This window comes from Actinoplanes sandaracinus, assembly GCF_030009775.1.
In the GTDB taxonomy this organism is placed as follows: Bacteria; Actinomycetota; Actinomycetes; order Mycobacteriales; family Micromonosporaceae; genus Actinoplanes; species Actinoplanes sandaracinus.
In genome coordinates this window covers 87,086-109,110 of record NZ_JASCTH010000023.1, presented here as the reverse complement: position 1 = coordinate 109,110, position 22,025 = coordinate 87,086, and the positions used below count along the sequence as shown (strand labels likewise).

Annotated in this window: 17 protein-coding genes and 1 pseudogene; 5 read left to right on the top strand and 13 right to left on the bottom strand. The window is 70.3% G+C overall.

Annotation, left to right across the window (positions count from 1 at the left end; all coding sequences use genetic code 11):
* Nucleotides 1-56: 56 nt before the first annotated feature.
* On the bottom strand, nt 57-2,822 hold the full coding sequence (locus tag QLQ12_RS31060; protein WP_282764070.1) for a transglycosylase domain-containing protein: 2,766 nt from the start codon (nt 2,820-2,822) through the stop codon (nt 57-59).
* A gap of 551 nt (nt 2,823-3,373) precedes the next feature.
* On the opposite strand from QLQ12_RS31060, the gene QLQ12_RS31055 reads away from it, so the two are divergent.
* Together QLQ12_RS31055 and QLQ12_RS31050 are read left to right on the top strand one after the other, a co-directional pair.
* Entirely contained in the window at nt 3,374-6,778 is a 3,405-nt protein-coding gene (locus tag QLQ12_RS31055; RefSeq protein WP_282764069.1) for a TIR domain-containing protein, read from the top strand.
* An 82-nt stretch (nt 6,779-6,860) separates the two neighbouring features.
* Complete coding sequence (locus QLQ12_RS31050) at nt 6,861-7,334, top strand: hypothetical protein (RefSeq protein WP_282764068.1); 474 nt, start codon at nt 6,861-6,863, stop codon at nt 7,332-7,334.
* Here the strand turns inward: QLQ12_RS31050 and QLQ12_RS31045 are convergent, their stop codons facing one another.
* Nucleotides 7,335-10,355: an AfsR/SARP family transcriptional regulator gene (locus QLQ12_RS31045; RefSeq protein ID WP_282764067.1), complete on the bottom strand. Its 3,021-nt coding sequence runs from the start codon at nt 10,353-10,355 to the stop codon at nt 7,335-7,337.
* Between the two features lie 387 nt (nt 10,356-10,742).
* Between QLQ12_RS31045 and QLQ12_RS31040 the strand changes: the two genes are divergently transcribed.
* Nucleotides 10,743-12,053 carry a carboxypeptidase-like regulatory domain-containing protein gene (locus tag QLQ12_RS31040; protein ID WP_282764066.1) on the top strand — a complete coding sequence of 437 codons (1,311 nt, stop codon included), beginning with the start codon at nt 10,743-10,745 and terminating at the stop codon, nt 12,051-12,053.
* A 72-nt stretch (nt 12,054-12,125) separates the two neighbouring features.
* On the opposite strand, the gene QLQ12_RS31035 is transcribed toward QLQ12_RS31040, so the two are convergent.
* The 3 genes from QLQ12_RS31035 to QLQ12_RS31025 all read right to left on the bottom strand — a co-directional run bounded on the left by QLQ12_RS31035 (nt 12,126) and on the right by QLQ12_RS31025 (nt 14,336).
* Nucleotides 12,126-12,461: an STAS domain-containing protein gene (locus QLQ12_RS31035; protein ID WP_282764065.1), complete on the bottom strand. Its 336-nt coding sequence runs from the start codon at nt 12,459-12,461 to the stop codon at nt 12,126-12,128.
* A 2-nt stretch (nt 12,462-12,463) separates the two neighbouring features.
* Nucleotides 12,464-12,952: an ATP-binding protein gene (locus QLQ12_RS31030; RefSeq protein WP_282764064.1), complete on the bottom strand. Its 489-nt coding sequence runs from the start codon at nt 12,950-12,952 to the stop codon at nt 12,464-12,466.
* Between the two features lie 118 nt (nt 12,953-13,070).
* A complete protein-coding gene (locus QLQ12_RS31025; RefSeq protein ID WP_282764063.1) occupies nt 13,071-14,336 on the bottom strand; it encodes a PP2C family protein-serine/threonine phosphatase in 1,266 nt (421 codons plus the stop codon).
* A gap of 977 nt (nt 14,337-15,313) precedes the next feature.
* On the opposite strand from QLQ12_RS31025, the gene QLQ12_RS31020 reads away from it, so the two are divergent.
* On the top strand, nt 15,314-15,790 hold the full coding sequence (locus QLQ12_RS31020) for an Hsp20/alpha crystallin family protein (RefSeq protein ID WP_282764062.1): 477 nt from the start codon (nt 15,314-15,316) through the stop codon (nt 15,788-15,790).
* 61 nt (nt 15,791-15,851) lie between these two features.
* Here QLQ12_RS31020 and groL read toward each other — a convergent pair whose 3' ends face one another.
* Complete coding sequence (gene groL, locus QLQ12_RS31015; RefSeq protein WP_282764060.1) at nt 15,852-17,471, bottom strand: chaperonin GroEL; 1,620 nt, start codon at nt 17,469-17,471, stop codon at nt 15,852-15,854.
* 421 nt (nt 17,472-17,892) lie between these two features.
* Here groL and QLQ12_RS31010 point away from each other — a divergent pair.
* Nucleotides 17,893-18,210, top strand: a pseudogene (locus QLQ12_RS31010) (MmyB family transcriptional regulator); the annotation flags it as partial.
* 72 nt (nt 18,211-18,282) lie between these two features.
* Here the strand turns inward: QLQ12_RS31010 and QLQ12_RS31005 are convergent.
* The 7 genes from QLQ12_RS31005 to QLQ12_RS30975 all read right to left on the bottom strand — a co-directional run bounded on the left by QLQ12_RS31005 (nt 18,283) and on the right by QLQ12_RS30975 (nt 22,001).
* Nucleotides 18,283-18,897 carry a dihydrofolate reductase family protein gene (locus QLQ12_RS31005; RefSeq protein WP_282764059.1) on the bottom strand — a complete coding sequence of 205 codons (615 nt, stop codon included), beginning with the start codon at nt 18,895-18,897 and terminating at the stop codon, nt 18,283-18,285.
* A gap of 121 nt (nt 18,898-19,018) precedes the next feature.
* The gene (locus QLQ12_RS31000) at nt 19,019-19,567 is read right to left on the bottom strand and encodes a MauE/DoxX family redox-associated membrane protein (protein ID WP_282764058.1); all 549 of its coding nucleotides are present in this window, start codon (nt 19,565-19,567) and stop codon (nt 19,019-19,021) included.
* A 5-nt stretch (nt 19,568-19,572) separates the two neighbouring features.
* Nucleotides 19,573-20,079: a hypothetical protein gene (locus QLQ12_RS30995; RefSeq protein ID WP_282764057.1), complete on the bottom strand. Its 507-nt coding sequence runs from the start codon at nt 20,077-20,079 to the stop codon at nt 19,573-19,575.
* Nucleotides 20,080-20,127: 48 nt separating this feature from the next.
* Nucleotides 20,128-20,289, bottom strand: a complete 162-nt coding sequence (locus tag QLQ12_RS30990; protein WP_282764056.1) for a hypothetical protein — start codon at nt 20,287-20,289, stop codon at nt 20,128-20,130.
* Nucleotides 20,289-20,654, bottom strand: a complete 366-nt coding sequence (locus QLQ12_RS30985; RefSeq protein WP_282764055.1) for a hypothetical protein — start codon at nt 20,652-20,654, stop codon at nt 20,289-20,291. The genes QLQ12_RS30990 and QLQ12_RS30985 overlap by 1 nt, the downstream gene beginning before the upstream one ends.
* 152 nt (nt 20,655-20,806) lie before the next feature.
* A complete protein-coding gene (locus QLQ12_RS30980; RefSeq protein ID WP_282764054.1) occupies nt 20,807-21,313 on the bottom strand; it encodes a hypothetical protein in 507 nt (168 codons plus the stop codon).
* Nucleotides 21,314-21,320: 7 nt separating this feature from the next.
* Nucleotides 21,321-22,001 carry a hypothetical protein gene (locus QLQ12_RS30975; RefSeq protein ID WP_282764053.1) on the bottom strand — a complete coding sequence of 227 codons (681 nt, stop codon included), beginning with the start codon at nt 21,999-22,001 and terminating at the stop codon, nt 21,321-21,323.
* Nucleotides 22,002-22,025: the final 24 nt, after the last annotated feature.

The following is a 22,025-nucleotide window of genomic DNA, read 5'->3' as shown; positions in this document are numbered from 1 at the left end:
CCCATACCGTCGCTGTTTCGCGTAGGCGAAGTGCCGGACGGCTGCCGGCCTCGGTGTCACCAGCCCAGGTAGCTGCGGGTCAACGCGGCGATGTGCTCGACGACCGCGATGCCCTCCTGCTGAGTCTTGTGTCCGTTCGACAGCACGGACAGCGCGACATCGGTCTTCTCCCCGTTGATCCGGCCGGTGCTGTTGATGATCCACCGGCCGTTCTCGGTGGAACGCGACAACCAGCCGTTCTTCAGCGACGTCTGCTCGTCCTCGAAAGAGGCGGCGCTGACACCCCACGTCTGGTCGGCGTTGACCGACGACATGAGCTGCAGGAGCAGCTCCTTGGAGGCCTGGCTCAGCGGACCGCCGGCCGCCATGATCGCGGACACCATCCGGGTCTGGTCCTCCGCCGTGGTGGTGGTCAGGCCGAACTGCGGGTCCGGGTCGGTGTCGTCGAGGCCGAGCCGCGTCAGCTTCTGACGTAGTCCGTCGGGACCACCGATCTTGGCATACACCTTGACCGCCGCGTCGTTGTCGCTGGCCACGATCATCTTGCGGACGCGCTTGCGCTCAGCGGCGGTGAGCTCGCGGTTCTCGTCCTGCGCCTGCAGCAGCAGCGCGGCCAGCAGTTCCACCTTCACCACGCTGGCGGCCACGAACTCGCGGTCGCCCTGGTAGTCGTACCGGCGCCCGGTCTTGCTGTCGACGAAGGAAACGGAGAAATCGGTTCCGGACGCCGCGTACTTCTCCAGTGCGCCGGTCAGCCGGGACACTCGCTGCGACCATGTGCCGACAGCCAGCGACTTGTCGACCTGGTCGCCTTTGCGTGGTCCCTGGAAGATCTGGCCGGGAGCGGCGCCGGCGCCCCTCTCGAGCGTCTCCAGGTCGGCCATCTCCAGGCGTCCCACGTACGACGCCGACGGAAGATCACCCGTCGGCCGGCCGGCGAACGCGCCGGCCAGGAAGTTCTGGAAGATGTCGTACGGCAGGCCGTCGCCGTTGATGGCCTTGTTGTCCTTCGTGCGGATCGGTCCGGGCTTCTCACGGCCCACCCAGATGGCCGCGGCGAGGCCGGGGGCCCACCCGGCGGTCCACGCGTCGGAGGAGTCGACCGTGTTGCCGTACTGCTGAGATCCGGTCTTCGCGGCGGCCGCGACACCGGGCACCCGGCCCTCCTGCTCGACGACCTGCGACAGCACGGCGCCCACGTCCGCCGCCACTGCCTTGTCGAGCACTCGGGCCGACTTCACCTCGTGCTGGTGCAGGAGGTCGCCCTGGGCGGCGTTGACCGACACGACGAAGTGCCGGTTCGCGCGGGTGCCGCCGCCGGCCAGCGTGGCGTAGACACTCGCCAGATCGGCCGGAGTCACCGCATATCTACCGAGGGCGATGTCGGCGCGTGTCCGGCCCGGAGCCAGCTCGCCCTTGACGTCGACCATGGTGACCTGATCGCCGTACTTCTCCGGCACGCCCAGCCGCCGGGCGAGATCACGGATCCGGTTCGGGCCGATCTTCTCAGCCAGGGCGTAGAACGGCGTGTTCAGCGAGTGCACCATCGCGATGTCCAGCGGGCACACCGGGCACTGCAGGTTGTCCTGGTTGTAGAGCGGCGCGCCACCCCGATCGGAGAACACCCGCGGAGAGGTGCCGTTGTACTGCGACTGGAAACCGATGCCGCGTTCTTCGGCGGCGGCCAGCACCAGCGGTTTGAAGGTGGAGGCGGGCGGCCGGGCCGCCAGAGCGTCGTCGTAGAAGCCACGGCCACGATCGCCACCGTAGTAGGCACGCACCCCGCCGTCGGCCGGATCGATGGCCACCAGCGCGGGCCGCAGCACCTCCGGCTGACCGTCGAGAGCCCGGGCGATGCTCGCGGTGGCCGCCTGCTGCGCGGTGGCGTCGAGCGTGGTCGTGATGCTCAAGCCGCCCGTGCGGACCTGCTGGCGGCTGATGCCCGCGGCCACCAGCTCGTCCTCGACCCGATCCAGGATCAGCCCGTTCGGGCCGCCGATGGTGGCCGCGGTGACCGACTCCTCCGCGACGGCCGGGTACGGCGTCTGATCGGCCGCCCCGTCCGGCAACCAGCCGGCCTCGCTCATCGCCCGCAGAATCCACTTCCACCGGTCGCGGGTCCACTCCGGATCCACGGCCGGGTCGCCCCGCGTCGGGTCCTTGACCATGGCGGCGAGCACGGCACCCTGGTACGGGGTCAGCCGGTCGATGGACGTGCCGAAGAAGGCATGGGCCGCCGCCTCGATGCCGTAGGCGCCACGGCCGAAATAGATGGTGTTGAGGTAACGCTCCAGGATCTCGTCCTTGGTGAACCGGTGCTCGACCTTCAGCGCGAGCGCCGCCTCCTTGGCCTTGCGACCGACCGTCCGCTCCTGCGTCAGATAGGCGTTACGGACGTACTGCTGGGTGATCGTGGAGGCGCCCTGGCCGCTGTCGCTCACCACGTTCGACCAGAGCGCCCGCGCCAGGCCCCGCGCCGAGACGCCGTGATGCTCGTAGAATCCCCGGTCCTCGGCGGCGATGAACGCCTGCCGGACGCCCGGGGGAACCTTGTCCAGGGTGACGTCGGTGCGGTCGGTCAGGCCGATCCTCGCCAGAACCGTGCGACCGTCGCGGTAGTACAGCACCGAGGCCTGCGGGGGCACGGCATCCGGCGGCAGGTCCACGCTCGCGACATAACCGGCGGCGGCCACGCCCAGAGCGAGCTGGACCACGATGACCGCCGCCAGTGCCCGGCGGCACCACCGGGGCCAGCGCCGGAACCAGGCCACGATCCATCGCGACCCGCGCCGTAGCGCCGCGAACACCAGCAGTGACGCCACCGCGGTGCGCCGTGCCGAGTCCGTGCGGAACCGTCGCCGCGCGGGTCCCGGCTGCTGCTGGTGCTGGTGTCTATCCGATCGGCTGGGTGGAGACCCCGGCATCGCGCTTCTCCCCTCCACGACACGGCGTGGACACACGTCGGCAGACGTGGACACGTCGGTTATCGAGACGGACGCGAGGGCGGATCGGATGCAATTCCAACAGTGAATATGAAGATTGTCTCTATCGCGCCGCGCATGCAACCTTCTCGGCAGACGTGAGAACGGCGCTCGATTCGCGGACGGGCGACGCCGTCGGCCGCTGCGGCCGGACCGGACGCTCGCGGGCCCCGCGAGCTGGACCCGGCAGGATGAGGGGCCGGGCATCCACGGGGACAATGCCCGGCCTCCATAGATCAAATCACATGGAACAGCGCCCCTGCCGCGCGGGATCCGCCGGCGCCGCCCACTCCGCTCCCATGCCGCTCCGGACAGCGATTTCGTCGCTTTACCGGCGGGCCGGGGGCGTGGACAATCGGTCCCCGCCGATCACGTCGACCGCGGGGGCACTCATGCCATTCGATGGATTCATCTCGTACAGTCATGCCGCCGACGGGCGGCTGGCCCCCGCTGTCCAGCGTGGTCTGCACCGGTTGGCGAAGCCATGGCACCGGCGCCGCGCGCTGTGGATCTTCCGGGACCAGACCGGGCTGGCGGTGACGCCCAAGCTGTGGACCTCCATTCAGGAAGCGCTGGACGGCTCGAAATACTTCGTCCTGCTCGCCTCACCCGAGGCGGCGCGATCGCCGTGGGTGAACCGGGAGATCGAGCACTGGCTGGCGACGAAGTCGCCGGACCGCATCCTGCCGGTGGTGACCGACGGCGAGTGGCTCTGGGACCCCGGCACCCGGGACTTCACCCGTGAGTCCTCAGCGGTGCCGGAGACGCTGCGGGGCGTGTTCGCCGAGGAACCGCTGTATCTGGACCTGCGGTGGGCTCGCGACGATCTGCACCTGAGCCTGCAGCACGTCCGTTTCCGCGACGCCATCGCGCAGCTCGCCGCGCCGATGCACGGTGTGAGCAAGGACGAGTTGGAGGGCGAGGACGTCCGGCAGCACCGGCGCGCGCGACGGTTGTCGACCGTCGCGGCGACGATGCTGGTGCTGTTGACCGTGGTCGCGTCGCTGAGCGGCGTCGTCGCGGTGCGCAACGCGGATCGGGCCAACGCCGCGGCGGTGGAGGCCCGTTTGCAGCAACAGTTGGCGTCGCAGCAGCGCAGCACCGCAGAACAGGCCACCGAGGAGTCGCAGCGGCAGCAGGCGATCGCCCAGGTGCAGCAGGAGCGGGCGCAGAAGGCGGGGGCGGAGACCCGGCGGCAGGAGCAACTCGCCAGTCACCACCAGGCGCTGGCCGAGGACGCCGCCACGAAAGCGAAGCAGCAGCAGGCGCTCGCCGAGGACGCCGCCGCGGAAGCGAAGCGGGAACAGGCCAACGCGGAGCGGCACCGAGCTGAGGCGGAGCGGCAGAAGGCCAGCGCGAAACAGCAGAAGGCCAACGCCGAACGGCAGCAGTCGGCGGCGAAGGACGCCGCTGAGGAGGCGGCCCGGCAGAAGGCCGACGCCGAGAGACAGGCGGCGAACGCCCGGTATCAGCAGGATCTGGCAGACCAGGCGACAGCCCGGGCGAAAGAGCAGGAGAAGATCGCCGAGCAGCACCGGGAGCTGGCCCGCAAGGCTGACGAGGAGCGCAAGCGGCAGGAGCAGTTCGCCCGCGAGGCCAAGGAGGAGACCCGTCGCCAGCGGGAGGCGGCGGAGTTGCAGCAGCGCATCGTGATCAACCAGCGGCTCATGGGACGGGCCCGCGCGATGATCACGGACGACCCCAAGAAGGCCCTCATGCTGGGCGTGGCCGCGCAGCGCCTGCACGACGACGCGAACACCCGCGAACAGCTCAGCCACCTCACCATGGCGACCACCTACGCCGGCAACCTCAGCGACGTGATCGATGTCGAGGCTCTGGCCGGGCAGTTCGTCGCCACCACCGGCGCCGGCGGAACGGTTTCGCTGTGGGACACGGCCGACCCGGCGAAGCCGGTCCGGCTCGCCGTGCTCCCGTCCGACGGGACCGCGGACAAGACGCTGGCGGTCAGCCGCGACGGACGGACCCTCGTCGTCTTCGACGGGCGCCCGGAGGCGGCGCGGTGGGATGTGACGGACCCGGTCCATCCGGTACGGATGACATCGCTGACCGACGCCGGGGGAATCACGGCAGTGAACTTCAGTCCCGACGGTCGCACCGTCGCGACGAGCAACCGGGACCGGAACACCGTTCTGTGGGACGTCACCGGTGCGGCTCCGGCCGCCCTCTCCACGCTGACCGGGGCGTACCCGATGAAATTCAGCCCGGACGGGCGGGCCGCCGTCACCAGCGGCGACACGATCATCGCCTGGGATGTGACCGACCCGGCCTCGCCTGTTCAGGGGGGCGCGCTGACCGTGGACTGGGGTGACAAGGTCGTCGACGCCGACATCGTGTTCAATCCGAAGCTGCCCTTGGTGGCCATCGAGGGGCCCGGCGACTATGTGTACCTCTTCGACGTGACCGATCCGGCCCGGCCGTTGATGTGCGACTCGGAGTCCGGGGGGCCCGGCGACACCACGCGCACCTCGATGGCGTTCAGTTCGGAGGGGGACATGCTCGCCATCGGGAACTCGGACGGCACCACCATGGTGTTCGGCGTCGAGTACCGGCCCGGGTGGACGCGGCTGTCGTCGCAGATCGCCGCCCTGACCGCCCGCGGTGGACCGGTCCGGTCGATGACCTTCAGTCTGGACGGGCGAACGCTGATCACCGCCGGTGATCGCTTCACCGCGACACTCTGGAACCCCCGGGGCCGGTACGCACGGCAGCCGATCGCCACGATCACCGGCCCGTTCCCCGGCCGGCTCGTGGGGCTCGCCTTCGGGCCGGACAGCCGTTCGCTGATCGCCGCGGGACAGGACGGGACGGCCGTGCCGTGGGATCTGACCGATCCGGCCCGCCCCGTCCAGCGTGATCTCCTGCCGCTGCGGAGCGGCGCCCTCGTGGGGACGATGCTCAGCAAGGACGGCCGCACCATGGTCGTCGTCGGCTCGGACAACGTGGTGACGATGCTGGACATGACCCGGCCGGCGGAACCCGTGGTCCTGTCCAGGATCTCGGAAGCGGGCACCGCCGTGTGGTCGGCGACGCTCAGCGATGACGGGCGCACCATGGCCGTCGGCCGCGCCGACGGCAGGACGGCCCTGTGGGACCTGACCGACCGCGAGCGGCCCGCCAAGCTGGCCGATCTCGCCCTCCGCAAGTCGGTGAGCTCCATCGCGTTCACACCGGACGCGCGCACCCTGGCCGTCGGTGAGGGCTCCTACGTGTCGCTGTGGAACCTGGCCGACCGGTCCGCTCCGGTGCGGCTCACGTCGATCCCCCTCTCGGACTACGTCGGCTACACCGCGAGCACTCTCGAGTTCAGCCCGGACGGGCGCACCCTGGCGATGGGCACCAACAACGCGGGGGCGACCGTGCTGTGGGATGTCGCCGACCCGTCCCAGCCCCGCCGGACCGCCCTCCTGCCCAGTCCCGCCAGCCAGATCCTCTGGGTGTCGTTCAGTCCGGACGGCCGCACCCTGGCGACGTCGGGTCTGGACAACTCCATGGCGTTGTGGGACATCAGCGACCCGAACACACCGCTCCGGTTCGCCATGATCAAGAGCCCGGACCTGCAGACCTTCCACATGGCCTTCAGCCCGGACGGGCGCACCCTGGCAGCCGGTGGCGTGTTGAGCGCCGCGACCAGGAACATCACGCTCTGGGACGCCACCGTGCCGCCGGACCTCGCCGCCGACCCCGTCCGGCGTGCGTGCGCGGTCACCGGGCGCGGGCTCAGCGCCGACGAATGGGCCCGCTACGTTCCCGAACTCCCCCACCAGCCGACCTGTTGACAGGGCTCACCCCCGAGCAGAACGTGGAAGCCGTATCGTCAGGGTGCTTTTCGGCCTGACGAGCCGTCGTACGGAGGTCGATGTGCGGTTCGGTGTCACCGGTCACCGGATGCTTCCGCCGGGCATCGCCGAACGCGCGGTGGACCACTGGCGCCAGGTGCTGCCCACCGGCGCCGGCCTGCTCGGGGTGTCGAGCCTCGCCGACGGCGCCGACCAGTTGTTCGCCGCCCACGTGCTGGCGGCCGGCGGCGTCCTCGAGGCGGTCCTGCCCTCGGCGGACTACGCCGGCTCGCTGACGGCGGACGGCAGCCGGGCCCGGTTCGAGGGTCTCGTGCGGGCGGCCGCGACGGTCATCACGATGCCGTACCCGGAACCGTGTGATCAGGGCTTCCTCGCCGCCGGTCAGGCCCTGGTGGACCGCTGCGACCACCTGTTCGCCGTGTGGGACGGTCTGCCGGCCCGCGGCCTGGGCGGCACCGCCGACGTCGTCGCGTACGCCCGGTCCCACGGCCGTCCGGTCACCGTGCTGTGGATCGACGGCGTGTTCCGGGACTGATTACCCGCCCGAAGTGGTCGCCGGGTCACCGATGGCCGGCGCGGCGGGCACCTTCAGGTCGGCGAAGATGCGCCGGGCGCGGTCGAGGTGCGGCCGGGCGCAGTCGGCATCGCCGGTGTCCCGCAACGCCGTGGCGATGCCGTCGTGCGCGCGCGCCCGCTCGTACCGGTCACCGATCTCCTCGGCCAGGTCCAGCGCCTGACCGTGCTGGACCCGGGCCTCGGCCGTGTCACCGGCGGCGCGCAGCACCTGGCCGAGGTCGTTGAGCGCCTCGGCCTCGCTGGCGCGGTCTCCGATCCGCTGGTGCAGCACGATCGCGCGGCGCAGGTGACCGGACGCCTCCCGGAGGCGGCCCTGACGGGCGTGCACCGCGGCCAGATCGGTCAGCACGTACGCCTCCGCGGTGCGGTCGCCGGTGCGCTGAACGGTGGCGAGGCTCTGCTCGAGGTGGGCGGCGGCCCGGTCCAGCGGTGCCGGGCGGTGCGGCAGACGGGCGAGCAGAGACAGCACGTACGCCTCACTGAACCGGTCGCCGAGCGTGGCGTAGAGCTCCAGGGCGGACCCGAACCGCTGTGCCGCCTGCTCATGGTCGCCCAGCCGCGCGTCGATCAGCCCGAGACGGACCAGCGCGTCGGCCTGGCCGGCGTCGTCGCCCAGGTGCCGGTACAACATCCAGGCCCGCCGGTAGTGGTCCGCGGCCTGCCGGTAGTCGCCCAGTCGCCAGTCGACACTGCCCAGGTTGCGCAGCACCAGCGCCTCGGCCGCGGGTTCGCCGAGGTCCGCGTACAGGATCAGGGCCTGGTGGTAGGTCTCGGCGGCCTCGTGCAGGCGGCCCTGCCGCCGGTGCAGCCGGCCCAGGTTGGACAGCGCCCGAGCTTGCGCCTCACGGTCGCCGACGGCCCGGGCCGCGGACACCGCGGAGGCGGTGACGGTCGCCGCCTCAGCGACCGGCCCACCCGCGTCGAGGTAGCGGAACAGGGTCTCGGCGAGGGCGATGGTGTGCCGGTGCCGGCCGTGCGCCGCGCCGTGCAGGCAGACCGCGGCGAGGTTGGGCCGTTCCGCCTCGATCCAGGCTCGGGCCGCGTCCACGTGGCCGGCGGGCGGGGCGCCGTCCGGGTACAGGGTGGTCATCGCCGCGGTCGCCCCGGCGAGATAGTGGTCGAACAGGCGCGTCACGGCGGCCTCCCGGTCCGCCTCGGAGTCGTGCCCGATGGCGAGTTCCGCGGCGTACGCGCGGAGCAGGTCGTGCATGCCGTACCGGCCGCCCGGACCGGCCTGGACCAGGCTGGCCCGGCCCAGCACGCCGAGCAGCCGCCGCGCCTCGCCGGAACCGGCGCCGGTCAGCGCCGCCACGGCGTCGACGTGCGCGGTCTCCCCCGGATGCAGCCCGAACAGCCGGAACGCCCGGGCCGCGCCGGCGGGCAGGTTCTGGTACGACCAGGAGAACACCGCCCGAACCTCGGCGTGCGGGTCGCCGCCCGCGTCCAGCAGATCGAGCCGCACCTGGTGATCTCCCAGTTCGGCGACGAGTTCGGCGAGCGGCACGTCGGTACGCTCGGCGGCCAGCTCGGCGGCGATCCGCAGGGCCAGCGGCAGCCGGGCGCACGCCGCGGCCAGGTCGGCGGCGGCGGCCGGTTCCCGGTCCACCCGGGCGTCGATCAGCTTGCGCAGCAGCCCGATCGCGTCCGGCAGGGGAAGCAGATCGAGGTTGACCCGCTCGGCACCGTGCACGGCGACCATGCCGGGCAGCGAGTCGCGGCTGGTGATCAGCACGAGACACGAACCGGTACCGGGCAGCAGCGGTCGGATCTGCTCCACTGAGGACGCGTTGTCCAGCAGCACGAGCATCCGCCGGCCGGTGAGCTCCGACCGGTACCGGCCGGCGCGCTCGTCGGTGCCCGGCGGAATCTCCGGCCCACGGACCCCGAGCGCGGTGAGGAACCCGGCCAGCGCCTCCGCGACCGCCACCGGCTGTTCGGCGTCATAGCCGCGCAGATTCACGTAGAGCTGCCCGTCGGGGAACGCGTCCCGGACGCGGTGCGCCCACCGCACGGCCAGCGCGGACTTACCGACCCCGGCGGTGCCGGACAGCAGCGCGACGGTCAACGGCGGCTCGTCACCACCCGGCAGCGCCAGCAGGCGGTCCAGGGCGGCGAGTTCCCCGGTACGCCCGGTGAAGGCTCGCACGTCGGCCGGCAGTTGCGTGGGCACCACCACCGCGGCGGCGGGCGGTGGGCCGGACAGCCGGCTCTCGCCCGCCGGCACCGCGCTCGCGGGCACGCCCAGAGCGGGGTCGGCGGCGAGGATCTGCTCGTGCAACCGGCGCAGGGCGGCGCCCGGGTCGCTGCCCAGTTCGTCCGCGAGGCAGCGGCGGATCCGCCGGTACTGCTCGTCCGCGTCGGCCTGGCGGCCGCACCGGTACAGCGCGAGCATCGCCTGCCCGGCCAGCCGCTCGTCCAGTGGATGCTCGGCGACGGTCGCGGACAGCGCCGGGAGCAGCTCGCCGTGCCGGCCCAGCCGCAGCAGCGCGTCGTTGAGGTCCAGTTCGGCGGCGAACCGTTCGCCGAGCAGGGTGCGCCGCATCGCGCTCAGCCACGGCGTGTCCAGGCCGGCGAACGGATCACCCCGCCACAGGCTCAGCGCCTGCACGATCAGGTCGGCGGCCGACCGGTCCGCTTCCGCTCCCCGCGCCAGCGTCATCAATCTGCGGAACCGGTGCAGATCCACCGCCCGCGGATCCACGGTGAGGAGGTAGCCGCCCGGCTCACGCCGGATCTCCACCCCGTCCGCGCACGCGACGGCACGCCGCAGGCGGGACAGGTAGCTGTAGAGCGCGCCCGCGGCCCGCTGCGGCGCACGCTCGCCCCAGACCCGGTCGATCAACTGGTCCATCGTGACCGGACGGCCCGCCTCGACCAGCAGCACACCCAGGACGCACCGCTGCCGGGCGTGCCCCAGATCGACGTGCCGACCTTCGATCCGGGCCTCCACCACGCCGAGCACACCGAACTCCGCCGCCAACTGACCTCCGCCCACCCGTCATCCGACCAGGGGATTCAAGAAATCCTCAAGGACTGTTACGAGTCTCCCATGCTTCATACAAGATCCAGCGGCAAGCATTGACGTCGTTGCAGGGGAGCAGGTCGCTCTCGCCCGGTTACGCAAGCGTACGGGGGAATCGGGACGCCACAGTGCCACCCGACGGCGACGGGCGACCTGCCCTGCGACAAGCCCACGCGGTCACCGTCCGGCGGCCGGCTTCTGACCCGTAGCCGCAGGTGAATCCGGCCCTGCCACGGTGCGAACACGCCGCGCGGCTCGCACCCGGGGCGGTTATGATCCCGGCGCCGCAGTGAACACCATCGACGTCTACGGCTTCCTTGCTGCCCTGCTATCCGAGGACACTTCTTGCTCAGATCGTTCCCCTCCCGTCTCGGGCTCGCCATCCTGTCCGGGGCCATGGCCACCGGCGCACTGACCGCGCCCGCGGCGGCCGTCGAGGACTCCGCCCTCGCCGGCGCCCGTACCGACCCGTCCGGCCTGCCGGTGGTCTCCGCGGACGAGGCACTGCCGCAGGCGACCACGCTCGTCGTGAAGGCCGTCGACTCGATCACCGGCGCACCGGTGGGCGCTTTCTGCGTGCAGGCGTGGGAGCTCGACGAGCCGGTGTGCGGTGACACGGACGGCGTCACGCTGACCGGGCTGCCGGTCGGCCCGGCCCGCTTCAACGTCGAGGCCACCGACTCCGAGTTCTACCTGGCCCAGCGGGGCGCGACCGCCACCCTGTCCGCCGACCAGGCCACCACGGTCACCGTGCCGCTGGTCTTCGGTGGCAAGGTCGCGATCACCGCTTCCGACCGCGTGACCGGGCAGGCGACCGGTGGCGCGTGCTTCACCCTCAAGGCGATCGGCCGCCCGGAGAACTTCAGCGGCGGCTGCACCGGCGCGGACGGTGAGGGCACACTCGACACCCCGGTCGCGGCGGGCACGTACACGGTGTTCGTCAAGGCTCCGGACTCCTACGGCCACCAGTGGCTGGGCAGGACCGGCGGCACCGGGGACCAGAAGCAGGCCGCCCGGGTCGTCGTCAAACCGGGCAAGACCACGAAGGCGCCGGCCGTACGACTCGACCGGGCCGGATCCATCACCGGCGTGGTGACCGGAACCGACGGCACGCCACGGAGCGGCGTCAACGTCAACTACCGCGCCAACGCGAATGTCGCCTCCGGAGAGCCGGGCGGCGTCCACACGGACGACTCCGGTCGCTACGTCATCGACGAACTCGGGCCGTACGCCTGGCCGCTGCTCTTCTCCCCCAGCGGGGAGTACCCGTACCAGTGGTCCGGGAACGTCGGCAACCGCTTCCAGGCCGTCAAGATCCCGGTCACCGCGGGTGGCGGCAGCACCTACGACATCACGCTGGCGAAGGGGTCGACGCTGCGCGGCACGATCACGCCGGGGTCACCGGAGGTGCGGCTGCTGGCGCACAACGCGGCCACCGGCGACCTGGTCGGTGTGTTCCACGGGTGGGACGGGCAGAACGACGTGACCTCGTACCAGATTCCGCTGATCGGTGGTCAGCGGGTGAAACTCCAATGGAGCCTGTACCAGAGGGCGAACACCGGAGCCTGGCACGCCGGCGCGACCGACATCAGCACCGCCACCAAGGTCGGCATCCCGGTTTCCGGGGTGAAAGAGCTGAACCTGACCCCCAACTGAGCACAGGGGGCCGTCGCGGCCGCGCGACGGCCCCGCGTGTCGGCAGGCCCGGCGCGACGCCTCTCCCTGCCGCTATGGCTGCTCGCAGAGCACCTCGGACAGGCCGGTGACGTCGAGGACCTGTTGAACCAGCCCTCCGCCGTTGACCACGGTGAAGCCCCGGCCGACGGCGGCCGCGGCCTCATAACCCGCGACCAGGCCCGCCACGGCATGCGAGTCGATCAGCCGCGTGTGTTCCAGATCCACGATCACCCGGGTGACACCGGGCCGGCGCGCCGCGTCCACCAGGGCACGGGAGAGGGCGTCGCCGACACTCATGTCGAACTCGCCCGACAGACTCACCCGCAGGAGACCGGTGGGTGTCTCGTGCGACGAAATGGTGAACGGTGGGGTAGTCACAACCGGCATGTCTAGCACGGGGGTACGACATCGGCCGCCCCCCATCGCGGCGTGCTCCGCGGTCGTTCGTGCGGCGCTGGGAAGGACGCCCAGACGTGCTTGACGTCTTCGGTCGCATACCAGCACAGCTGCCGCGTCAGCGAGCGGACGATGTGCAGGCCCCGGCCGCCGGCGCGGAACTGCTGGGGTAGTTCGGCGGACTCGGGCGCGTGGTGCGGGTCGTGGTCGCTGACGTCGAGGATGTAACCGTCCTCATCGCGGAGCAGCCGGACGACGATCGGCGGCATTCCGTGGCGCAGCGCGTTGCCGCCCAGTTCGGTGGCCACCAACCCGATCCGTTGCGCGATGTCGTCGTTTCTCGCCGGTTCGTCCAGCTCGCGTGCGGTGAAGAAGTGGTGGAGCTCGGCGCGTATCCGCCGGAGATCCTGGTCGTTCGTCAGTTCCCAGCTGAGCAACAGGCAGGCGCGTGCAGGCGGCGCCTGCGACCGCAAGTGGCTCATGGGCAGCTGATGCCCTCGCCATCGCGTCGGCAACCCTCCCGGCGCCATCGAACCGGATCATTACTCGGTTCGCCCGGCCCGCGTTCGTCCACTTCACCGATGCGGTCGATCAGTCGCCTCAAACCTGGTGATCGGTTGCGCTGGCTCGGTGGGGGTCGGCGCCCCCGGCGGTGGAACGGGTCTCGCCGTGGCCGCCGTGCCAGTCGAGGATCAGCAGGCAGGCGTCGTCGGGCAGGGTCGGGCCGGCGACCTCGAGGACCAGGTCGCCGAGGACGCGGACGACCTCCCTGGGGTGCAACTGGATCAGATGCCGCAGTCGCTCGGGCAGGTCGAGAGCGGCGGCGCCTCGCTCCAGCATGCCGTCGGTGAGCAGGACGAGGCGGTCACCGGGCTCCAGCTGGAATCGGGTCGCCCGGTAGGGCTTGTCCTTCAGCACCCCGAAGGGCCGGTTGGCCGGCAACACCACGGGCCGCACGGTTCCGGCGCGGACCAACAAGGGAGCGGGGTGCCCGGCGTTGACGACGTCGAGAATCCCGGTCGACAGGTCGAGGCGGCCGAGCAACCCGGTGGCGAACAACGACCCGGCCGGAGTGTTGCCGATGATCGCCTCGTTCGCGGCCAGCGCCTGTTCCAGCAGGGTCGCGCCGCGGCGGCGAGCGTTACGCAGCCCGCTGACGCACAGGGTGGCGGTGAGCGCGCTGTCGACACCGTGGCCGACCGCGTCGGTGATGCTCAGATGCAGCAGGTCACGAGCCAGGCTGTAGTCGAAGGTGTCCCCGCCGATGCTGGCCGCCGGTTCCAGCCATGCCGACAGGGTGAACGAGTCGGCCTCACAGGTGAACGACTCGGGCAGCAGCCTCCGCTGGATCTCCGCGGCGAGGGTGAACGGTGTCGTCCGCTGGCCCCATTCGAACAGGTCGGTGTGCCGGCGATTGGCGATCACCACGAACGCCAGGGTGTGCGCGGCCCGGGACACCCACTGCACGGCCGCGTCACTCGGCGCGGCCGACAGGGCCATCTCCAACAGCCCGATGGCCTCCCCGCGCTGGGTGACCGGCGCCCGCACGACGAATCGGTCACCGATCTGCTCGACCAGCGTGCGCTGACCGCGCAGCGCCTGCTCCTGAGATCCGCCGTCGAACGGCAACACCAACGCGATGTCCTTGTCCTGCCTGCGGCCGACGGACACCTCCCCGATCGCGTTGTGGACCAGCCGCACCAGGGCCCGACCGCTCATGTCCGCCACCAGGAACGACACCCACAGCGCGTCGAGCTGCACCCCGATGGTGCGCGTCACCGCACCGACCGCGTCGACGGGGGCGGCCTTCTCCACCGCGAGCAGCACATCGTCGAGGTCCATACCGCTCATCGCGCTCTCGGTCACGCGACGCAGCATAGGCGCGACAGGACACGACTCGGCATTCCTCGCCGCCGTACCCGAATCTTCCGATCCGTGGACGGCGTCCACAGCAGTGTCCGGCAGACGGCCCTTGTCGGGGTGGAGAAGAACGGCCGCATGACGAGGGCCCCGGCGCTGACGCGCCGGGGCCCAGGGTTACGGGTTGAACAAACCATCTACCGACAGGTTCGTCGGGTTGTCGTATCCGCACCTGCCGCCATCAGCGGCTGACGGTGCGAGGATCGCATCAGCGTGACCGGAGACCACCTCACGTTCGGTGGAGACTGCGGTGTCCACTCCCAGAACACGGAACGTCCTGACAGTGGGCGATCCAACGGCGTCCAGCCCTCCCTTTCCTCTGCTTCCATTACCTGTCGTCGTACCACCTGCCGGTGCCGGAGCCCCACGCAAACCACATGGCCCCGCACACGTACGGCCAGCACTGCTACTGCTACCTCAGGCAGAGCCCCGAAACCGCATCAGCCCTGCCCGCATGTGCCCTGACCTGGAAAAACGTCAAGGTCTTGTCAAACACACGCCTTACCAAACCACACGCGGCGACACACTCTCACCGCGAAACCGAGCGAGCCGCGAACTTTCCGGGCCCTGCTTCGACGCTCGGCCTGTTCCGTCTGCGTCTTCAACGATCTCTGCTGTCAACGAGAGAAACACTAACCGGCCCCCCTGAGAATGTCTAGTAGCTCCGACCTAGATTTTCTCGGCGTCGTTTCCGATATTCAGCCCGCACCGGGGAGACCGCCAGGCCGCGCCCTTCGGATTCAGCACCGCCCGCCTGCGGGCCGGCTGCCCGGAATCGGGCGCCTGAGCTGCTTAAAGGCCATCTCGGAGAATCTGCGGCGACGGCCTTGACGATGGCACGGGCTTGTGGTGATGCTTGAAATAAGTTGAGTCAAGGGCACTCAACTCCGGAAGATCCCAGACTGAACAGGCTGGAGGAAACCATGACTTTGCCTGTCCTGCGCCCCCACCCGCTCGCACCGGCTCGCAACGGGCACCAGGCGGATCCGCTGCGGGAGCTCGCCCAGTTGCAGCAGCACATGAACCAGCTGTTCACCAGCCTGCTCGGCAGCGACCCGCTGTCCACCACCGCCGGCACGTGGACGCCACTGGCCGACATCACCGAGGTCGACGACGCCTACCTCGTCGAGATCGACGTGCCCGGCGTCGACCGCAAGCACGTGACCGTCGAGGTCACCGGCACCCAACTGCGGGTCAGCGGCGAGATCGTCGAGAAGGAGAAGGTCGGCTGGCTGCGGCACCGCACCCGCCGCGTCGGCCAGTTCGCCCACCACACCCTGCTGCCCGCCGACATCGACAGCGACCACATCAGCGCCGACCTGGCCGACGGTGTGCTCACGGTCCGCGTCCCCAAGACCGAGACCGCCAGGCCCCGCCGGATCACCGTCAACGCCGGCTGACGTGCCTGGCCCGCGGGTCTCGGAGACCCGCGGGCCAGGCGTCCACCCTTGCTGCGCTGCGTTACATGTCCATGCCGGGGCCCGCGTGGGCCGGGGCCTTCTCCGTCTCCGGTTTCTCGGCGACCACCGCCTCGGTGGTCAGGAAGAGCCCGGCGATGGAGGCGGCGTTCTGCAGCGCCGAGCGCGTCACCTTGGCCGGGTCGATGATCCCGGCGGGCAGCATCTCCACATACTCGCCGGTGTTGGCGTCCAGGCCATGGCCCTCGGGCAGGCCCTTGACCTTCTCCACCACGACGCCGCCCTCCCAGCCGGCGTTCACGGCGATCTGCCGTAGCGGCGCCTCCAATGCCAGCCGGACGACGTTCGCGCCGATAGCCTCGTCACCGGTCAGTTCGTTGTCGAAGGCGGTCTTGGCCGCTTGCACCAGTGCCACGCCGCCGCCGGGAAGGATGCCCTCCTCCACCGCGGCCTTGGCGTTACGAACGGCGTCCTCGATGCGGTGCTTGCGCTCCTTGAGCTCGACCTCGGTGGCTGCGCCGACCTTGATGACGGCGACGCCGCCGGACAGCTTGGCGAGCCGCTCCTGCAGTTTCTCTCGGTCGTAGTCGGAGTCGCTGCCCTCGATCTCGGCACGGATCTGCTTGACGCGGCCCTGGATCTGCTCGGCGTTGCCCGCGCCATCGACGATCGTGGTGTCGTCCTTGGTGATCAGGACTCTGCGGGCCCGGCCCAGCATGTCGAGGGTGGCGCTCTCCAGCCGCACTCCGAGCGCCTCGGTGATCACCTGGCCGCCGGTGAGGACGGCCATGTCCTGCAGCATGGACTTGCGGCGGTCGCCGAAGCCCGGCGCCTTGACGGCGACGGAGGTGAACGTGCCCCGGACCTTGTTGACGATGAGGGTCGCCAGAGCCTCTCCCTCCACGTCCTCGGCGATGATCAGCAGGGGCTTACCGGCCTGGATCACCTTCTCCAGAATCGGCAGGAGATCTTTGACCGCGGAGATCTTCGAGTCCGCGACGAGAATGTACGGGTCGTCGAGGACGGCTTCCATCCGTTCGCTGTCGGTCATGAAGTAGGGCGAGATGTAGCCCTTGTCGAACCGCAGGCCCTCGGTCAGCTCCAGTTCCAGGCCGAAGGTGTTGCTCTCCTCCACGGTGATGACGCCGTCCTTGCCGGCCCGGTCCATCGCCTCGGCGATGATCTGACCGACGTCCCGGTCGCCGCCGGCGGAGATCGTCGCGGTCGAGGCGATCTCGTCCTTGGTCTCGATCTCCTTGGCCGCCGCCAGGAGCCGCCGGGCCACCTGTTCGGTGGCGGCCTCGATGCCCCGCTTGAGCGCCATCGGGTTGGCACCAGCCGCGACGTTACGCAGACCCTCCCGGACCATGGCCTGCGCCAGCACTGTGGCGGTGGTGGTGCCGTCCCCGGCCACGTCGTCGGTCTTCTTCGCGACCTCTTTGACCAGCTCAGCGCCGATCTTCTCGTAGGGGTCCTCCAGTTCGATCTCCTTGGCGATCGAGACGCCGTCGTTGGTAATCGTGGGAGCACCCCACTTCTTGTCCAGCACGACGTTGCGCCCCTTCGGCCCCAGGGTGACCTTGACCGTGTCGGCGAGGGTGTTCATGCCGCGTTCCAGGCCGCGGCGGGCCTCTTCCTCGAATGTGATCATCTTGGCTGGCATGGGAATCCCTTTCGACAGACCGATGCCCGCCCGGGACCAGCGCGGCGCCCGCGGCGGCAGACCCCCGACCGGAGTCACACCGCACGGCCCGGGCCGTTGGCACACCCGCCATGAGAGTGCTCATACCTCTGTTAGCACACCCGGCGCGGACCGGCAAGACCACACCACGGGGCCACAAAGGAGGCTCCTCACGGCTCCCGCGCGGACGGCGGCGGAGAAGTCGCCGGCCATGGGTGTACTGCCAGTGCATCCCAGGTCAGCGCGGTGCGTCGTACCGTCGTGAGATGGACAACCGAGCCGAGGTGCGCGAGTTCCTCACCACGCGCCGCGGAAGATCAGCCCGGAACAGGCCGGTCTGCCCGCCGCCGGGCAGCGCCGTGTGCCCGGACTGCGCCGCAGCGAGGTCGCCGCGCTGGCCGAGATGAGCGTCGAGTACTACGCGAAGCTGGAGCGCGGCGCGCTTGCCGGAGTTTCGCCCGGCGTCCTCGACGCGATCGCCCGCGCGCTACGGCTCGACGACGCCGAACGCGCCCACCTGCTGCGCCTGGCTCACGAGGCCGACGGCAGCAACGCCCTCCTGCGCCCGCGCCGCCGCGGCAGGCAGTGGCAGGTCCGGCCCAGCCTGCAATGGTCGCTGGACATCGTCACCAGCGGACCGGCCATCGTCGCCAACAACCGGCAGGACCTGCTCGCCGCCAACCACCTGGGCAGGGCCATGTACAGCGACGTCTACGCCGAGTCCACCCGGCCGCCGAACTTCGCCCGGTTCGTGTTCCTCGACAGCGCGTCCCACCGCCGCGGGCGAAGGGCATCAGCCCTGGGGCTCCGTCTCGGTGAGCGCGCGGGTGTAGGTCAGGAACAGCGCGCCGCTGTCCAGCACGGTGTGGTCGGTCAGTCGCCAGGCGCGCGGCTGGAACACGGCGTCGCGGCCGAACAACGGGATGCCGGAGCCGATCGTCAACGGCGCCAGCTTGATCACGAGCTGATCGATCTCGGGGTAGAGCGCACCGGCCAGGGCGCCGCCGCCGATGACCCAGATGTCCTTGCCGTCCTGCTGCTTCAGCGCGCGCACGGTGGCGATCGGGTCGTCGGACACGATCTGCACGGCCGGGTCCGGGCTCTGCGTCAGGGTGCGGGAGAACACCAGGTGACGCAGGTGCGGGAAGGCGTCACTGACGCCGGCCTGGAGCCCGATCCCGTAGGAGTTCCGTCCCTCCAGAACGGTGTCGAAGTGCGTCCCCTCGGCGGTGATGCCGAGCGCCTGCCGGGCCGGTCCCGGCAGGGTCTCCGGGTACTGCTCGATCAGGTGCCGCAGATAGTCCTCCGGGATCGGCCAGAAACCGCCGGGACCGGACGGGTCGGCGCCGTCGGGACCGGCGATGAAGCCGTCCAGGGTCGCTGCGACGTAGTACACGAGCTTGCGCATGAACATCCTCGATGGGCGTGTTGTCGGACGGTGAACTCCGGCGGATCACCACCAACCTCCATGATCAACGTTGGCGTGACCGGACACAATGGCCTGACCTCCGACAGCCGTTGCGCGCCGGTCACCGTCCCACCCTGGGCTGAGCGGCCCGGAGGGCACCTGTCACCTCCACCAGAACGACGAGAAGCAGGGCCACCAGCGCTGCTCCCGGCAGGTGCACGAGCCGATCCAGGAGCGTGTGCGGCGGGGCGGCCAGGCCGAGGGCGAGCGCACTCGAGGCCAGGGAGAGGGCGACGGCCCGCATGATCGTCGCGCCGGAGACGGTCGTGTCCCGATCGAGGCAGAGACACGGGACCCGGCCGTTTCTCCGCAGCACCGCGGTCAGGTAGACGGCGAACAGGGCGTACATCACGGACATCCCCGCCGAGCCGGCGCGCATGCCGGCCGGCCAGCCGGCCAGCCAGGCCACCACTACGGTGGCCCCCGCGACCACCTCGGCGACCTCCGCGAACCAGCCGAAACCGGCCGCCGCGCCGGGCAGGACCCGGTGCCGGGCGAGGGCCTCCGGCAGCCGCACGGCGGCGCCGGTCCAGCGCCGCACCGCCGCGATCAGCAGCAGTGCGGCGCCGGCCAGGCCGAGGTCCGCGAGCACGATCTCCGGCAGTGACATGGCCGTCACCACAGGATCAGGGTCAGGGCCAGCACGAACCCGGCCGCGCAGACTCTCCCCAACCAGGGGAGGGTGCTCAGGAGCACTCCGTCCCATTCGTGGGCGTCCGCGGCCCGCGAGCGGACGTAGGGCATCAGGATCCGGCCGAACCCGAACCCGAGGCCGGCCAGGACTCCCGGCCCGAGCCCGCCGAGCAGCGCGATCACCAGTACGAGCGCGTGCGGCAACGCGGTGGGGCTATAGGTTCGGACGCCGGTGCCCATCTCGAATCCGAACTGGAACGGTCCGTCGAAGGAGTGCCGCGGAATGATCTCCTGCGGTACGAGCCGACGATTCTGCGGTAGCGACAGCGGTCTTCCCGCCAGCTCGAAGACCATGATGATTGCCAGCGGTACCGCGAGGATCCCCAGGCGCCATGCGTACGGCAGCACGGAGAGAAGTCCTCCGGCGATCCCGGCGATCACTCCGGAGAGCAGCCCGCCGAGCATGAGTCCGGCCGAGAAGGCCGGCAACTGTCCCCGCCAGACCGACGAGGTTAGCAAATCTGCCGAGTTGAGGCTTCAAACCGAGCCGGACAGCGAGAACGCGGCGGTCACGCCGAGTAGCGTCCAGGCCAGGAAGACCAGGGAGACGCTCCACGTGTGGTGCACGGTCGCCACCACGATCGCGCTGGCGGTGATGAGGGCGCCCACCCCTGCCGGGGTGGACGCCCTGCGAATCATCAGAGAGCCCACGAACAGATCCGGAAGACCGACGAGGAGCCGCAGCTCTGCTGGTAGCCGTCCGCGCAGCGGTAGGTGCGCCCGCTGTGCGGCCAGCGCCATGCGTTGCGCTTGGTGACACCCTCGCCGCAGGCCACCGCGGGCCCGCTGTTGAAGCAGGTGCCGCTGTACCGCAGGAACCAGCCGTCGCCGCCGCAGTAGTCCCGGCTGTAGGCACCCCCGACACAGAGCTTGGTGTTGTTGTTGTAGCCGTCCCAGCCGGAGTAGCCGGCACAGTTGGTGTGCTCGGTTCCGACCGAGGCGAAGGCCTTCTTGGTGCCGCCGGGGAGGGCGCCCACGAGGTTCAGAGCGAGAGCGCCGCCCATGACTCCGACGGACTTGAAGATGGTCCGCCGGGACGTCCGGAATCCGCTCTTGCCCCGTGGCGCCGCGAACTTCTCCTCGTCATCGGCGGGAGGAACACTTGCCCAGTATTGATCGACATCGATGCTAATGATTGCTGTCTCCTTCAGGCCCGTCAGACCGACGCCGGAGCGCCGGCCTCAAGGTAGGAATCAAGGTCTGCGTCTGATCCGGCGACCCGGCGCCACTGTTCGGCGCCGTCCGCCCCGTACTTCAGGAGTGTCGGAGTGGCGCCGACCGCGACCTGGCCGAGGAGCTTGGAGTCGACCATGACGGCGATGCCGGTTCCGGCGACCCACTCGGCGCAGCCCGGGTCCGCGGTGAGCAGGGCGAGCCGCCCGGGGACCTGGCCGGCGATCTCAGCGAGGTGCCGTGACCGCGCTTCGCAGTTGTGGCAGTGCTCCTCGACGACGAGGACGAACAGGGCTCGGCCGTCCGCGTCCGCGAATCGCTCGACTCTGCGCGAGGCGGCGCTGAACGAGTCCGCCGGTGTCGAGTTCGCCAGGACGGTCAGCTCCTGACGGAGCTGGGAGACCATCCGGAGCAGGGCGGAGACGGCGAAGAGGCTGATCACCGTACCGAGGAGCCCGAGGACCGCCAGCGAGTTGATGACGTTCTGCACCGGTCTCCTACTTGAGGGAGAAGTTGACGGATTCGGCGGCCTCGATGAGCCGCGGGTCGTCGTCACGGACGGGCGTGAGGACGGTGGCCGTGGTCTCGTTGGCGATGAGAGCCGTCCGGTACATGAGCGAGCCGGAGGTGTCCCGCTCCTCGGTGCGCCACAGCTGGCCGCCGCGCACCTTCTTCCCCGCCCGCTTCGGGATGTAGGAGACGACGTCCTCCACCGGCTTGACCGTCAGCGAGCAGACGTCTCGGATGGTGTTCGCCGCCAGCATGTTGCGCAGGCGCCGGCCCGACCCCGGACGGGGAGTAAGGACGATCCCTTCCGGTGAATCCTGAATGTCGAATTTGCTCAGCCGGTCCATGAACGGTTCCAGTGGCACCGAAGTGCCGGCTACGAAAGTGGAGAGCTCGTGATGGGCGCCGATCCAGAGGACGGTGGTCCCATTGTTGGCGGTGTCCTCGAACGACTGGAGGCGCGCGCCTTTCCACGACACTTCACGAACCGTGAAACCAGCGAACTCGCCGGTCTGCTTGGTGACCAGCTCGGTCGAGCCGGCAGTGCCGGTGTGCAGGCGGTATGTCCCTTCCGGGCTGTCCACCCACAGCATGAACGCCCAGCCACCCAGAAAGGCGCCGGGCGTCCCGTCGATAGTCAGAGTTCTTCCATCGGGCGCACGTAATGACATACTTTCCCCCATAATGTCGCGCGT

Excerpts from the sequence above, each read along its gene's own strand:
- QLQ12_RS31055 (WP_282764069.1), top strand. The coding sequence starts at position 3,374 with ATGCCATTCGATGGATTCATCTCGTACAGTCATGCCGCCGACGGGCGG.
- QLQ12_RS31035 (WP_282764065.1), bottom strand. The coding sequence starts at position 12,461 with ATGCCGGTTGTGACTACCCCACCGTTCACCATTTCGTCGCACGAGACA.
- QLQ12_RS31030 (WP_282764064.1), bottom strand. The coding sequence starts at position 12,952 with ATGAGCCACTTGCGGTCGCAGGCGCCGCCTGCACGCGCCTGCCTGTTG.
- QLQ12_RS31020 (WP_282764062.1), top strand. The coding sequence starts at position 15,314 with ATGACTTTGCCTGTCCTGCGCCCCCACCCGCTCGCACCGGCTCGCAAC.
- groL (WP_282764060.1), bottom strand. The coding sequence starts at position 17,471 with ATGCCAGCCAAGATGATCACATTCGAGGAAGAGGCCCGCCGCGGCCTG.
- QLQ12_RS31005 (WP_282764059.1), bottom strand. The coding sequence starts at position 18,897 with ATGCGCAAGCTCGTGTACTACGTCGCAGCGACCCTGGACGGCTTCATC.
- QLQ12_RS31000 (WP_282764058.1), bottom strand. The coding sequence starts at position 19,567 with ATGTCACTGCCGGAGATCGTGCTCGCGGACCTCGGCCTGGCCGGCGCC.
- QLQ12_RS30990 (WP_282764056.1), bottom strand. The coding sequence starts at position 20,289 with ATGATTCGCAGGGCGTCCACCCCGGCAGGGGTGGGCGCCCTCATCACC.
- QLQ12_RS30985 (WP_282764055.1), bottom strand. The coding sequence starts at position 20,654 with ATGGGCGGCGCTCTCGCTCTGAACCTCGTGGGCGCCCTCCCCGGCGGC.
- QLQ12_RS30975 (WP_282764053.1), bottom strand. The coding sequence starts at position 22,001 with ATGTCATTACGTGCGCCCGATGGAAGAACTCTGACTATCGACGGGACG.